Genomic DNA, 14791 nt, shown 5'->3' on the forward strand with positions numbered 1-14791 from the left:
TAAAAACAACGCCGGCAACTGCCGGCGTTTTGCATTGTCTATCCAGGGTGGCGCCTACGCCGCGCCCTGCAGTGCTTCATTGTTCAGCCAGCTGCCCAGCGCCGTGGCCGTCATGGGGCGGGCGAACAGGAAACCTTGCGCCATCGGGCAGCCCAGCGCCTGCAGGATCTGCGCCTGGCGCTCGTCTTCCACGCCTTCCGCGATGACTGCCAGGCCCAGGTTGCGGCCCAGCTGGATGACCATTTCGGCGATGCTGCTGCCGCGCGCGGAACCCGTGATTTCCGTCACGAAGGCGCGGTCGATCTTCAGGCGATCCACTTGCAGGCGCTGCAAATACGACAGCGAGGAGAAGCCCGTGCCGAAGTCGTCGATGGCGATGCTCACGCCCGTTTGCTTGATCTGCCACAACATCTTGATCAATAAATCAGGCTCTTCCATGGCCATCGATTCCGTGATTTCCAGCTCGATGAACTCGGGCGGCGCCTGCGTCTCTTCCAGCGCGGCGCGCAGCATTTCCAAAAACAGGGGGTGGCGGAATTGCACTTGCGACACGTTGACGGACATGACGAAGTTGCGGTGGCCCTGCTCGCGCAGCAGCACCAGTTCGCGGCATGCCGTGCGCAGCACCCATTCGCCCAGGTCGATGATGATGCCGGAATACTCGGCAATGGGAATAAATCGGTCGGGCGAGATGAACTTGCCGTCCGGCGTCTGCCAGCGCAGCAGCGCTTCGGCGCCCACGGGGCGGCGCGTGGTCAGGTCGATCTGCGGCTGGTAGACGACAAACAGCTGGCCCTGGCTGAAAGCCGTGCGCAGCGCATGCATCATGCGCACCCGTTCGCGGATTTCGATGCCCATGCTGCGCGAGAAATAGAAATGCCCGGCGCGCTGCTGGCTTTTCGCCCGTTTCAGGGCGATATCGGCATCTTTCAGCGCATCGGCGCCCGTGCCCGCATGTTCGCCCAGCCGCACCAGGCCCAGGGTGGCGGACAATTGCACGTCCTGGCCATCGATGCTGAACGGCGCCTGGAACAGGGCCAGGATCTTGGTCGGATTGACTTGCGACGAGTCGCCCAGCACGCAAAAGATGTCGCCGCCCAGGCGCGCCACGGTCAGCTGCGGGCCCAGCTGGGTTTGCAGGCGTCCCGCCACGGCCACGAGCAGCATGTCGCCGAACTGGTGGCCCAGCGCGTCGTTGGTCTCGGCAAAATGGTCGAGGTCCACCAGCGACAGGGTGGCGTCGTCGCGCGCGGGGCCGGCCAGGGTGGCGTCGAGGATTTCCACCAGGCGCGTGCGGTTGGGCAGCTTCGACAATTGGTCGTAGAAGGCGGCATTGTGCAGGTGCGACACCAGTTCGACGTTGTCGAGACCCACGGCGACGTTGCTGCAGAATACTTCCAGCAGGCTTTCATCGATGGCCGAAAGGGGGCGCGGCAGCACCAGGTAGGCGGCCGCGTCGCGGCTGGCCTTGCCCGCGAAGTACAGGGTGGCGTAGTCGTGCGCATACACATTGCGCCGCTGCGCCAGCGTGTGCTCGACGGCGGCCATCACGCGGGGGTTTTGCAGGCCGCACAGGGCGCTGTGCGGCAAGCTGGAAAAGCTGCCCGTGCAGGCCGAGACGAGCAGCTCCCGCGAACCATTGTCCTGCAAGTCCTGCACGCACAGCACGCCGTCGGCGCGGATGCCCAGCAGGTCGGCGATCTGCGCCAGCACGCCGGCCGAGAAGTTTTGCACGCCGTGCAGCGCCATCAGCTGCGTGCTGGCGTGGACGATGCGGTCCAGGCCGCGCCGGCTGCTGCTGATCGAACGGATCTGCTCGTACGAGCGGATGGCTGCCGTCACCGTGGTAAACAGCTTGATGCGCGTCAATTCGGACTTGGTCTTGTAGTCGTTGATGTCGAAATCGCGGATGGCGTCGATTTCCGGCGCATAGCCGGGCTGGCCCGTGCGCAGGATGATGCGCACATCCGTCATCTTGAGGGTTTCGCGGATATAGCGCACCAGGTGCAGGCCCGCGTCATCCTGTTCCATCACCACGTCGAGCAGGATGACGGCGATGTCGTCTTCATGCTTGAGCAGTTCGCGCGCCTGGCCGGCCGAATACGCATGCACGAATTCCAGCGGGCGGTGCTGCATTTCCAGGTTGCCCAGGGCGAAAGTGGTGGTGGAGTGGACGTCTTCATCGTCATCGATGATCATCACCCGCCAGACGCTGCGCGGTGCGACGGCCAGCGGCGCCGCTGGTTGCTCATCGAGGAATACCAGGTCGTCGTGATCGTCCTTGTTGGCGTCAAGGGGGATGATCGGTGCGGGCATGTATAGCTTCTCCAAGATGACTCAGTACGGAATGTGAGCACATCAGAAATGCCCATGGCGTTGTTGCACTGCCTCGCCGTACTCGCGTACTGTCTTCGGCAGTGCGCCTAGCCCTGGGCATTTCTGAAGCGCTCTGGACGCATCGAAAAAACAGCACTCCATATAGCCGAGGCTTGAGTATTTTCTGATGATCGTTCATCCAAGTATATAGCTATTTAATAAGCAAAATGTTTTTTTAAGTCTATTCTGTGGGGCAATATTTCTTGAATTGCATGATTGCAACTCATATTTGGTGTTTTTTATATGAAAAAAAACACGGTATTTGAAAATGGCGATTTTGGCGGGGCAATATCGGCCTTGCTGCGGCATTAGCGGCATGGCATGCCCCGCAGGCTGGTAGAATTGAGTTTTCCAGTCCTCACACTTCCTACTATGTCCGGCAATTCTTTTGGCAAGCTGTTTACTGTTACCACTTTCGGCGAATCGCATGGCCCGGCCATCGGCTGCGTGATCGATGGTTGTCCTCCGGGATTGATCCTGTCGGAAGCCGATATCCAGCCCGAGCTGGACCGCCGCAAGCCCGGCACGTCGCGCCATGTGACGCAGCGCCAGGAATCGGATACGGTGGAAATCCTCTCCGGCGTGTACCAGGGCGTCACGACGGGCACGCCGATTGCCCTGCTGATCCGCAATGAAGACCAGCGCAGCAAGGATTACGGCAATATCGCGGAAAGCTTCCGCCCCGGCCACGCCGACTACACCTACTGGCACAAGTATGGCGTGCGCGATCCGCGCGGCGGCGGACGCTCGTCGGCGCGCCTGACGGCGCCCGTCGTGGGCGCGGCGGCGATCGCCAAGAAATGGCTGCTGCAGCAGTACGGCACCACGTTCAAGGGTTGCATGAGCCAGCTGGGCGACATTCCCGTGCCGTTCCAGTCGTGGGAGCACGTGCATGCGAACCCGTTCTTTGCCGCCAGCGGCGACGCGGACCTGATCGCGCGCATGGAAGAGGCCATGGACCAGCTGCGCCGCGACGGCGATTCCATCGGCGCGCGCATCGACGTGATTGCGCAAAACGTGCCGGTGGGACTGGGCCAGCCCATCTACGACAAGCTGGATGCCGACATCGCCTACGCCATGATGGGCATCAATGCCGTCAAGGGCGTGGAAATCGGCGCCGGTTTCGATTCGGTGGCGCAAAAGGGTTCCGAGCACGGCGACGAACTGACGCCGGAAGGTTTTATCGGCAATAACGCCGGCGGCGTCCTGGGCGGCATTTCGACGGGGCAGGATGTCAAAGTCTCGATCGCCATCAAGCCGACCTCGTCGATCCGCACGCCGCGCCGCTCGATCGACAAGGAGGGCAATCCCGTGATGGTGGAAACGTTCGGCCGCCACGACCCGTGCGTGGGCATCCGCGCCACGCCGATCGCCGAAGCCATGCTGGCGCTGGTGCTGATCGACCACGCCCTGATGCACCGCGCGCAGTGCGGCGATGTCAGCGTGAACACGCCGAAGTTGAAATAATGGACTCTTACCGGATAGACGTGGCCGCGCCACGCGAATCCGGTAGTAAGCGCCTCAAGCCACCTTGTTCGCCACCAGCTCGAGTTGATGGCGCATCTCCACCGACTGCACCAGCAACGCCCGGATATCGTTGATCAGGTTGAACTCCGTCTGGTTCAACTGGATCGGCGGGAAGCTGTCGTCCCAGTCGCCGTATAAAAATCCCGTGGGGTGGCCGTTGGCCGACAGGGGCAGCACGACGAAGCTGCGCGCTTCGGACAGCGTCGCTTTCCACCATTGCGGCAGCTTGGCGGCAAATTTCGGGTCGCGCGCGTTGTCGATGAAGATCACGCGGTCGCTGTTGAGGGCCGCGTGGAAGACGTTCGGTTCATACGCGTCGCCAAACACCATCAGGTCCTGCAAGTCGGCCATGCCTTCGCCCATGCTGATGCGCGCCGAATACAGATGATCCCTGTGGTTGCGCACGAACGCCACCGAGCGCGAAAAATCGAAGCCCTGGTGCAGCGTTTCGAGCGCCATCGAGACCATCTGGCCCGGGCTGGCGCTGCCGATGGCGCCGCGCAGGTCGGCCAGGCCGCCGATCAGCACGCGGTTGCCTTCGGCGCGCATGCGCGTCGACGCCAGCTGGCGCGCGCGCCGCTCGGCCGGTTTCGACAGGGGCGCGATCGACAGGTCGGCCGCCGCCATCGCCTTGGCCTTGTCCACGGCCACCACCAGGTCCGTCGCGGTGATGCCCAGGGTACCCGCATAATCGTCGATCAGCGCGTGCACCTGCGCCGCGCCGGCCGCGTCGTCATGCCACAGCGAGTCGGCGCAGCGCGCCGCCATCGTTGACAGGCCCGCCATCCAGTCGGCGCCGCTGACGGGCGCATTGTCCGGTGACGGATCCATCGGACGCATGCCGTTGATCAGGTGCTGCGGCAAACCCCAGTGGGCGGCCGTGGCATAGCCCACTTCCGGCAGCGACAGGCCGAGGATTTCGCGCGCGGCGGCCGCCTCGTTGCCGGGACCCGCATGCGCCTGCATGCGCGCCCAGAAGTCCGTCATGTAGAACGTCACCATCATGCGGCCCAGCGTGTGCAGCATCGAGCAGACGACGGCTTGCTCCGCCTGCAGGCTGCCGGCGCTGGTGGCCACCTGCTGCGCCACCATCCCGGCCAGCACGGCCTTTTCCATTTCCACGTGGGCGCTGACGGAATCGGGCGACGCCTGCGACAGCTCCTCGATCAGTTTCAGTCCCAGCGCCAGGTGGCCGATGGCGTCGATGCCCAGCACCAGCACGGCTTTCGAGACCGTGTTGACGCGCTGGCCGAAGGCGGAATACATGCCGCTGTTGGCCAGCCGCAGCACCTTGTGCGTGAGGACAGGGTCGGACAGCACCGTTTGCGTGATGTCGAATTCGTGGTCATCCTCGCCGCGCATGGCGCCGAGGATGGCGCTGATGGCCTTCGCGAAGCCGGGCATGTCGCCCTGCTGGCGCGTGCGCGCCCACAGCAGGTCCAGGGTGTTTTTGCCGAGCTGTGTCGGCGCCGTGAAATGACCTGGATTCATTGCACCCCTCCGCGCGGTTCATTGGCAGACGGCGCAGGCACCAGCGCCGCATAGGTTTTGTCGCTCAAGGCCGATAGCGCGGCGTGGGCCGGCATCGGTTTGCCCGTCAGATAGCCTTGCACATACTGGCAGCCGCGCGATTCCATGAAGTGCATCTGCTCCTCGGTTTCCACGCCCTCGGCCACCACGGACAGGTTCAAATGCTTGGCCAGGTCGAGAATGGTGTTGCAGATGGCCGCATCCTTGCTCGATTCGGGCAAGTCCTTGATGAAGGTGCGGTCGATCTTCAGCACGGAAATGGGGAAGCGCTTCAGATACGCGAGCGAAGAATAGCCGGTGCCGAAATCGTCGATGGCGATGCGCGCGCGGCGCTCCGTCATCTTGACGAGGATGGTTTCCGCATGCACGGGGTCGATCATCAGGGTGCCTTCCGTAATTTCCAGCACCAGGTGTTCGCCGGACAGTCCCGAAAACGCGATGGCGTCGTCGAGGATGTCGAGGAATTTGTCGTTGCGGAACTGGCGCGGGCTGATGTTGACGGAGATGTACAGCGGCCGTTTGGCCACTTCCTGGAATTGCTTGAGCTGCACGCAGGCCGCCTTCAGCGCCCAGGCGCCCAGCAGGTTGATCAGCCCATTGGCTTCGGCAATCGGAATGAAGCGCACGGGCGGCACCAGGCCCAGGGTCGGGTGCTTCCAGCGCATCAGGGTTTCGAAACCCTGGATCTGCCGCGTGTGCGCATCGACGATGGGCTGGTAAAAGAGTAAAAACTCGCCTTCGCGCACGGCGTGGAACATGGCCGCTTCCAGCGAAATATCGTGTTCCGACGGGCCGTTCAGGCGCGGGCTGTAGACCAGGCAGCGGGCCTTGCCCGTTTCCTTGGCGCGCGACATGGCCGCATCGGCCAGCGCCACCAGGCGCACTTCATCTTCCGCATGCAGCGGATAGATCGATACGCCGACCGAGGCGCCCACATAGATCGTGTGGCCATCGACTTCGAACGGCGCCTGCAGGGTCGCCAGCAGGCGGCCCGTCACCAGCTTGATCTGCGCGTCCGTGGCGCTGCCGGGCAGCACGGCGACGAATTCATCGCCGCCCACGCGCGCCAGGGTGTCGCTGTCGCGCAGCGTCTTGCGCAGGCGGGCCGCCGCCAGGCGCAGCACGGCGTCGCCGACGGGGTGGCCCAGGCCATCGTTGACCTTTTTAAAGCCATCGAGACCGATCGTGGCGACGGAAAACCCCTGGCCCGAACGGGCGGCCTGGGCGATCACCATGCGGATGCGGTCCGACAGCAGCAAACGGTTCGGCAAGCCCGTGAGCGCATCGTGCGTGGCCATGTGGCGCAGGCGTTCTTCCGTATTGTGCTGGGCCGACGTGTCGCGCCCGACCACCAGCAATTCGGCCACGCCGGCCGCGTTCATATATGAGGACAGGCGCAGCTCGAACCAGATTTCCTGGTCCGGCGTCTGCAGCCGCACTTCCAGGCGGCCCGGTTCTTCCAGGGCGTCTTCCAGCGCCGCCTGCAGCGCCGCGCGCGACGCTTCGGCGGCCAGCGGCAGCAGCAAATGGCCGGACAGGCCCGATGGCGCACCAAACAGGGTGGCCGCGCGTTTGCTGGCGAACAGGATCAGGCCGTCCGTATCGAGCCGGAACACGACGTCGCCTGCCTCTTCCATGAGGTTGTCCAACTCGTGGCGAGCCTCGCGGTGGGCGGCGGATGGGGTACTGGAAAACATCGTGCTGGCTTTTACCTTTTTGTTATCAGTGCCGGCGCTCGCTGCAGGGCAGGGCGCCAACGGAAAGAATGCATCGTGCGTGACGCGTGCCATAGTGGCCGGAAGGCGGCTATCGGAACGCGATCCACACGAAATGTATCATTGAAAAGCACCCGATTACATGAAATAGAGCAACATTGCTTCAGGTTTTGTAAATATTCCTGCCTTCCATGAAAAAAATCATGCCGCGCGACACACGCAGGCATTTTCGTTCCACATGGAAACATTTATCTGCGCTTGCTTCCACTGGCGCGCTTGCCCCGTCATGCGCTTTGCGCTAGTCTGGCTGGCAGACGGTGTTGACGGTGCGCCAGCGACGGCAAGGGCGCCATGATAACAAATCGCGGGAGACCTCCATGAATGCCTTTGACACGCATGAAGTTTTCAACCAGGCCACGCCCTTTGAAAATGTCAATCTGTTCGCCTGCGACCCGGCGCTGATCGAAGCGCTGCTGCGCGAGGGCGGCGGCGCGGCGTTGCAGGAGCTCGACGCGCTGGGCGAAAAGCTGGGGCGCGCCGAGACCTATGCGCTGGCGCGCCTGGCCAATATCCACACGCCCGAGCTGCAGCAGTTCGACCGGGCCGGGCGCCGCATCGACGAGGTGCTGTTCCATCCGGCCTGGCATGAGCTGATGGCCATCCTCGTGGGCGCCGGCGCGCACGCTTCGCCGTGGGCGTCGCCCGGTCCCGGCGCCCAGGTGGCGCGCGCGGCGGCCTATCTATTAGTGGGGCAGGTGGAAAACGGCACGCAGTGTCCCGTGACGATGACGTATGCCTCGGTGCCGGCCTTGCGCCAGGCGCTTGATCTGCCGCAAATCGCGCAGCGCTGGCTGCCGAAAATCCTGTCGCGCGACTACGATCCCCGCTCGCTGCCCGTGGAGCAGAAGCGGGGCGCCCTGGTCGGCATGGGCATGACGGAAAAGCAGGGCGGCTCCGACGTGCGCAGCAACACCACGCGCGCTACGCAGGTGCCGCCGGCCGAGGCGCAAGCGCTGTTCGGCGACGAGGCCGCCGGCGCCTGGCGCATCGTCGGCCACAAGTGGTTTTTCTCGGCGCCGCAGTGCGACGCGCATCTGATCCTGGCGCAGGCGGAAGAGGGCGGATTGTCGTGCTTTTTCCTGCCCCGCTACTTGCCCGACGGCAGCCGCAACGCCATCCGCGTGCAGCGCCTGAAGGATAAGCTGGGCAACCGCTCGAACGCCTCGTCGGAAGTGGAGTTTACGAATGCCTACGGCTGGCTCGTGGGGCAGCCGGGGCGGGGCATCCCCACCATCCTGGAAATGGCCAGTCACACGCGCCTCGACTGCGTGCTGGGCAGCGCCGGCATCATGCGCGCCGCCTTGACGCAGGCGCTGCACCATGCGCGCCAGCGGGCCGTGTTCGGCAAGCCGCTGGCCGAACAGCCGCTGATGCAAAACGTGCTGGCCGACCTGGCGCTGGAATCGGAAGCCGCCACGGCGTTTGCGCTGCGCCTGGCCCGCTGTTTCGATGAAAAGGATGATGCAGGGCAAGCCATGCTGGCGCGCGTGCTCACGCCGGCCGGCAAGTACTGGATATGCAAGCGCGGTCCCGGTTTCGGCTTCGAAGCGATGGAAGTGCTGGGCGGCACCGGTTATGTGGAAGAGGCGCCGCTGGCGCGTCTGTATCGCGAATTGCCCGTCAATTCGATCTGGGAAGGCTCGGGCAACGTCATGTGCCTCGACGTCTTGCGCGCCTTCGGCAAGTCGCCGGCCGCGCGCGACGCGCTGGCGGCCGAGCTGGCGCTGGCCGGCGATGAGCACCCCGCCTTTGCCGCCTACCGCACGCGCCTGCTGGCTGACCTGGATGGGCCGCAGACGGACGAATTTGGCGCGAGGCAACTATCCGAGCGCATCGTGCTGGCCGTGCAGGCGGGATTGCTGCTGCGCCATGCGCCGCCGTTCATCGCGCAAGCGTTCCTGCAGTCGCGGCTGGCGCAGGCGCCGGGCGGGGCGTATGGCCGCTTGCCGGCAGGCACCGATTGCGCGGCCATCCTGGCGCGCGCGCTGCGCGAGTACTGAGTTTGCCTCCGCTTGTGTATGCAATTATTTCGAAAATTCCGGCCACAGGCGGGCTGGGGGCTGGGATAATGCTGCAATCCATCATTTTATCGATACACAGCGCGCTTGCGGCCCAGGCTTGCCGCCGCGCCAGCTAGCATAGAAAGAAAAACAATATGAAACAAGATCCGCGCTTCCCGAATTTGTTCATTACCGATCACCCTTTGATCCAGCACAAACTGAGCCACATGCGCGAGCACGACACGTCGACGCGCACCTTCCGCGAATTGCTCAAGGAAATCACCTTGCTGATGGGCTATGAAATCACGCGCGACCTGCCGCTGACGACGCGCGAAATCAAGACGCCGCTGGTGACCATCGACGCGCCCGTCATCGCCGGCAAGAAACTGGCCATCGTCCCCATCCTGCGCGCCGGCATCGGCATGAGCGATGGCTTGCTGAACCTGGTGCCATCGGCGCGCGTGGGCCACATCGGCGTGTACCGCGACCCGGCCACGCACATGCCCGTGGAATACCTGGTGCGCCTGCCGGACCTGAACGAGCGCACCTTCATCCTGTGCGACCCGATGGTGGCGACCGGCAATTCGGCCGTGTATGCCGTCGACGTGCTGAAAAAACGGGGCGTGACGGACGAGCAGATCATCTTCCTGGCCCTGGTTGCGGCACCGGAAGGCGTGACCGTGTTCCAGAATGTGCATCCGAACGTCAAGATGTTCTGCGCTTCGCTCGATTCGCACCTCGACGACCACGCCTACATCGTGCCGGGCCTGGGCGATGCCGGCGACCGCATCTTCGGCACCAAGTAAACCGGTTCAGGCGAGTATTGCGATGGCAACCTTAATCGACCCGGATTTTCGCGCGCGTTTGCGCGCCCTGAATGAAAAATATGCGGCTGGCGTGCCGGCCCTGATGCAGGCGATCACGCAGGCAAGCGGCCGCTGCGACAGCGAAGGCCCCCGTCTGGAACCGCTGACGGAGCTGCACCGCGCGCTGCACGCGGTGGCCGGCTCGGCCGCCACCTTCGGCTTTGCCGCGCTGGGGCAGGAGTGCCGGCGCCTGGAACAGCTGGTGCGCGCCATGCTCAATGCCCCTGCGCAAGCGGTGGCGGATTGGCCTGGCGTGCGGGCGCAGGTGGCAGCGCTACTGGACTGGGCGGGACGCGACGCGGCGGCCACCCATTTCACCGCCTAGATGACCGCGCCATAGTCATGTGGTTGCAATGATTCATTTGATACAACGCAAAGCACCCGCGTCGCAGATTAGGATATAGTGTGTCCATGCCGCTGGTACAGGGCGCCGCAAGACGGGGATTTGGCTATTAAAGTAGTGTTCGCAAGTTTATTTTGCGAAAGAATGGTTTTTCTCAGTTTTGTTGGTATAATTGGGCATCGTTGGATTCGAGGTAGTAGTGCAGTTTGTCTGTCATTTCTTTCTTGCTTCAAACGATATAACGGGCGCAAGCCCAACTTAACTGAAATAGGAAATTGTAATGGCAACTGGCATCGTAAAATGGTTCAATGATTCGAAGGGTTTCGGCTTTATTACCCCTGACGAAGGCGGCGAAGATCTGTTCGCTCACTTCTCGGCTATCCAGTCGAACGGCTTCAAGTCCCTGCAAGAGAACCAACGCGTTTCTTTTGAAGTGACCGCTGGCCCTAAAGGCAAGCAAGCTTCGAACATTCAGCCAATCTAATACGCTGGATCAAACGAAATAAAGAAATCCTCGGTCTCCGAGGATTTTTTTTCGCCTGAATTTCCGTGAGGCATGGGTTTTGTGTGCGTTTGATGGGCTACGCGGCCTCTGCGCGGCTGTCTTTCGGCTACTTTGCCTCATTGTCGGCGGGTAGGCTTGCCTGGTCAGCGCAAGTCTCTAAGCCGAACTCTGCGGTGTTCCCCTTGATGTCACGACGCCGGACAAAACCGACGCGCAGCAGGTTTGGTCCCGCGTCCTCAGATAGCCCGTTCGCGCCAATAGTCTGGCTGTGAGTATGAGTGCCTTAAAAAATCCACGAACGCCCGTATGCGCAGCGGCAAGTGGCGGCGCTGGGCGAACACGGCGTAGATATCGTTGCCCGGGGCGGCGAACTGGTCCAGCACCGTCACCAGCTGGCCCGAGGCGATCTCGGCGCCCACTTCCCACATCGAGCGCCACGCCAGGCCCTTGCCGGCCAGCGCCCAGTCGTGCAGCACTTCGCCATCGTTGCAGACCATATTGCCGGCCACCTTTAAAATCACATTCTTGCCGTTTTCGCGGAAAGTCCAGCCCCGCTGGCTGCCTTCGCTGCTGATCGCCAGGCAATTGTGCTTCGCCAGGTCGGCCGGGATGCGCGGCGTACCCGCCCGTTTCAAATAGGCGGGCGAGCCGACGAGCACGCGCTGGTTGTCCGCCAGCTTGGTGCTCACGAGCGAGGAATCGGACAGGCTGGCGATGCGGATGGCCACGTCGATGCCTTCGCCGATCAGGTCGACGAGGCGGTCGTTCAGGTTCAGCGACACCGTCACGTCGCGGTGCTCGGCGACAAACGAGGGGATCAGGGGCGCCACATGCTGGCGCCCGAAGCCGGCCGGCGCGGAAATGAGCAAATGGCCGCTGGCCTTCACGCTGCGTTCGGCCACGGCCGCTTCCGCCTCTTCCAGTTCCCCCAGGATGCGCTGGCAATCTTCCAGGAAGGCGGCGCCTTCATTCGTCAAGGCCAGCTTGCGCGTCGTGCGCTGGAGCAATTTGACGCCCAGGCGCTGCTCCAGCGCATCGAGGCGGCGGCCTATCATGGCTGGCGCGATGCCTTCCGCGCGCGCGGCGGCCGACAGGCTGCCCTTGGCCACCACTTCCACGAACGTTGATATTTGTCTGAACTGGCCCATGTTGTGCTCCGCAATGCCATCACTTGTGATAAAAACGCATAGATGAAGTGATTTTTAATCTCGTTTCCATGCCTTATAGTGCAATACTATAGAACAAACGCGCCGGCCGGCAGAGTGTTTTTGCGCCTCTGTCCAGCTTGCCCGCGCAGTCGTTCGGCTTATACTTGGATCACCAGATTACCTTTGCTTATATTTACTAAAAACCGGAGAACTTCATGACGCAGAACACGATTGCACTTCCCGAAGGCATGCAAATCACGGGGGCCATTGCACCCGGCTACGAACAGATCCTGACGCCGGCCGCGCTGGCCTTGGTGGCCAAGCTGACGCGCGCCTTCGAGCCGCGCCGCCAGGAATTGCTGGCCGTGCGCGTGGAGCGGGCCAGGCGCCTCGACGCGGGCGAGCGTCCTGACTTCTTGCCAGAAACCGCACACATCCGCGACGGCGACTGGAAGATCGCGCCGATTCCGAAGGCGCTGGAATGCCGCCGCGTGGAAATCACCGGACCCGTCGAGCGCAAGATGGTCATCAACGCCTTCAATTCCGGCGCGGACAGCTACATGACGGACTTCGAGGATTCGAACACGCCGAACTGGGATAACCAGCTGACGGGCCAGATCAATATGTTCGACGCCGTGCGCAAGACGATTTCGCTGGAGCAAAATGGCAAGTCCTATAAGCTGAACGACAAGATCGCGACGCTCGTCGTGCGTCCGCGCGGCTGGCACCTCGATGAAAAGCACGTGCTGGTCGACGGCAAGCGCATTTCCGGCGGCATTTTCGATTTCGCGCTGTTCATGTTCCATAACGCCAAGGAACAACTGGCGCGCGGCGCCGGCCCGTACTTCTACCTGCCGAAGATGGAATCGCACCTGGAAGCGCGCCTGTGGAACGATATCTTCGTCATGACGCAAAACGAGTTGGGCTTGCCGCAGGGTACGATCAAGGCGACCGTGCTGATCGAAACCATCCTGGCCGCCTTCGAGATGGACGAAATCCTGTACGAGCTGAAAGAGCACAGCTCGGGCTTGAACGCGGGCCGCTGGGATTACATCTTCTCGTGCATCAAGAAATTCAAGCTGGACAAGGACTTCTGCCTGGCCGACCGCGCCAAGGTTACGATGACGGCGCCGTTCATGCGCGCCTACGCCTTGCTGCTGCTGAAAACCTGTCATAAACGTGGCGCACCGGCCATCGGCGGCATGGCAGCCTTGATCCCGATCAAGAACGATCCGGAAAAGAACGACATCGCCATGGGTGGCGTGCGCAACGACAAGGCGCGCGACGCCACCGACGGCTATGACGGCGGCTGGGTGGCCCATCCTGGCCTGGTGGAACTGGCCATGGGCGAGTTCACGAAAGTGCTGGGTGACAAGCCGAACCAGATCGAGAAACAGCGTCCCGACATCGACGTGAAAGCGTCGGACTTGCTGAATTTCCAGCCGGAAGCGCCGATCACGGAAGCGGGCTTGCGTTACAACATCAACGTGGGCATCCACTACCTGGGCAGCTGGCTGGCCGGCAACGGTTGCGTGCCCATCCATAACCTGATGGAAGATGCGGCCACGGCCGAGATCAGCCGTTCGCAAGTGTGGCAATGGATCCGTTCGAGCAAGGGCGTGCTGGAAGATGGCCGCAAGGTGACGGCCGAGATGGTGCGCGCCATGATTCCGGAAGAGCTGGCCAAGGTGCAGCGCGATGCGCCGGGCGGCAACGGCCCGACCTATGTGCGTGCCGGACAAATCTTCGAGGAAATGTCGACGTCGGAATCGTTCGCCGAATTCCTGACCTTGCCGCTGTATGAAGAAATCTGATCTTGATCAAATAGATCGATAAAAAAATCCCGGCGATGCCATAAAGCATCTGCCGGGATTTTTTTATGGCGGAAGGGTGGACTTAAAAGCTGTTTTTCCACATCCGCAAGGCGGCAAATGCTTCCACGGGCGACGCGTCGGTGGCCAGCTTGCCTTCCACCTTCAGGCTGGTCAGGATCGCCGGTTCGCGGTAGCGCAGGAAGGGATTCGTGGCCTTCTCCAGGGCAATGGTCGACGGCACGGTGGACAAGCCTTGCTGGCGTTTTTCCGTGTCGATGGCGATGCGTTCCTGCAAGGCATGGTTGCCCGGTTCGACGGCGTTGGCGAAGCGCAGATTGGACAAGGTGTACTCATGCGCGCAAAATACCTCGGTATCGTCGGGCAGGGCGGCCAGCTTGCCCAGCGAGTCGGCCATCTGGCCCGGCGTGCCTTCGAACAGGCGGCCGCAGCCGCCCGCAAACAGGGTGTCGCCGGAAAACAGCCAGGGTGCGCCGCTGCGCTCGTCGCGCTGGCGCACGTAGGCGATATGCCCCTTCGTATGGCCGGGCACGTCGATGACGGTCAGTTGCAGGCCCAGCTCGGGCACGTGGGCGACATCGCCTTCGGCAAGCGGTTCCGTGATGGCTGTGATAGCCTCATTGCGCGGGCCGAAGACGGGGACGGCGAAATGCTGCAACAATTCAGGTACGCCGCCCGTGTGGTCGGCGTGGTGATGCGTGAGTAAAATGGCGGACAAGGTCAACTGATGGGCTTGCAGCGCATCGAGGATGGCCGTCGCATCGCCGGGGTCGACCACGGCGGCATGGCGGCCGTCATGGATCAGCCACAGGTAATTGTCGGCAAAGGCGGGCACGGCAAGTACCGATAAAGCGTGTTCAGGGGAATGTGTCATGAGCAAAAGAGAAAA

11 protein-coding genes are annotated in these 14791 nt (G+C 62.6%); 6 read left to right on the top strand and 5 right to left on the bottom strand.

Annotation, left to right across the window (positions count from 1 at the left end; genetic code table 11):
• Positions 1-54: 54 nt before the first annotated feature.
• On the bottom strand, positions 55-2316 hold the full coding sequence (locus tag OX460_RS03275) for an EAL domain-containing protein (protein WP_251348430.1): 2262 nt from the start codon (positions 2314-2316) through the stop codon (positions 55-57).
• Positions 2317-2748: 432 nt separating this feature from the next.
• Between OX460_RS03275 and aroC the strand changes: the two genes are divergently transcribed.
• Entirely contained in the window at positions 2749-3843 is a 1095-nt protein-coding gene (aroC, locus tag OX460_RS03280; protein ID WP_034755562.1) for a chorismate synthase, read from the top strand.
• A 54-nt stretch (positions 3844-3897) separates the two neighbouring features.
• Here aroC and OX460_RS03285 read toward each other — a convergent pair whose 3' ends face one another.
• Positions 3898-5394: an HDOD domain-containing protein gene (locus OX460_RS03285; RefSeq protein WP_251348431.1), complete on the bottom strand. Its 1497-nt coding sequence runs from the start codon at positions 5392-5394 to the stop codon at positions 3898-3900.
• Positions 5391-7130: an EAL domain-containing protein gene (locus OX460_RS03290; RefSeq protein ID WP_289897633.1), complete on the bottom strand. Its 1740-nt coding sequence runs from the start codon at positions 7128-7130 to the stop codon at positions 5391-5393. The genes OX460_RS03285 and OX460_RS03290 overlap by 4 nt, the downstream gene beginning before the upstream one ends.
• A gap of 395 nt (positions 7131-7525) precedes the next feature.
• Here OX460_RS03290 and OX460_RS03295 point away from each other — a divergent pair, with 395 nt between their 5' ends.
• From OX460_RS03295 to OX460_RS03310, 4 genes are all read left to right on the top strand, one after another.
• Positions 7526-9208, top strand: a complete 1683-nt coding sequence (locus tag OX460_RS03295; RefSeq protein ID WP_289897634.1) for an isovaleryl-CoA dehydrogenase — start codon at positions 7526-7528, stop codon at positions 9206-9208.
• A gap of 155 nt (positions 9209-9363) precedes the next feature.
• Positions 9364-10014 (top strand): uracil phosphoribosyltransferase, encoded by a 651-nt coding sequence (gene upp, locus OX460_RS03300; RefSeq protein WP_289897635.1) that lies wholly within the window; start codon positions 9364-9366, stop codon positions 10012-10014.
• Positions 10015-10036: 22 nt separating this feature from the next.
• Positions 10037-10399: an Hpt domain-containing protein gene (locus tag OX460_RS03305; RefSeq protein ID WP_099667644.1), complete on the top strand. Its 363-nt coding sequence runs from the start codon at positions 10037-10039 to the stop codon at positions 10397-10399.
• A gap of 298 nt (positions 10400-10697) precedes the next feature.
• A complete protein-coding gene (locus OX460_RS03310; RefSeq protein ID WP_010398811.1) occupies positions 10698-10901 on the top strand; it encodes a cold-shock protein in 204 nt (67 codons plus the stop codon).
• A 257-nt stretch (positions 10902-11158) separates the two neighbouring features.
• Here the strand turns inward: OX460_RS03310 and OX460_RS03315 are convergent, their stop codons facing one another.
• Positions 11159-12070 (bottom strand): LysR family transcriptional regulator, encoded by a 912-nt coding sequence (locus tag OX460_RS03315; RefSeq protein ID WP_035819455.1) that lies wholly within the window; start codon positions 12068-12070, stop codon positions 11159-11161.
• 215 nt (positions 12071-12285) lie between these two features.
• On the opposite strand from OX460_RS03315, the gene aceB reads away from it, so the two are divergent.
• Complete coding sequence (aceB, locus tag OX460_RS03320) at positions 12286-13884, top strand: malate synthase A (RefSeq protein ID WP_289897636.1); 1599 nt, start codon at positions 12286-12288, stop codon at positions 13882-13884.
• Between the two features lie 82 nt (positions 13885-13966).
• On the opposite strand, the gene gloB is transcribed toward aceB, so the two are convergent.
• Positions 13967-14776 carry a hydroxyacylglutathione hydrolase gene (gloB, locus tag OX460_RS03325; RefSeq protein WP_289897637.1) on the bottom strand — a complete coding sequence of 270 codons (810 nt, stop codon included), beginning with the start codon at positions 14774-14776 and terminating at the stop codon, positions 13967-13969.
• Between the last annotated feature and the right edge of the window lie 15 nt (positions 14777-14791).

This window comes from Janthinobacterium sp. SUN033 (assembly GCF_030397595.1).
GTDB classification, from domain to species: domain Bacteria; phylum Pseudomonadota; class Gammaproteobacteria; order Burkholderiales; family Burkholderiaceae_D; genus Janthinobacterium; species Janthinobacterium kumbetense.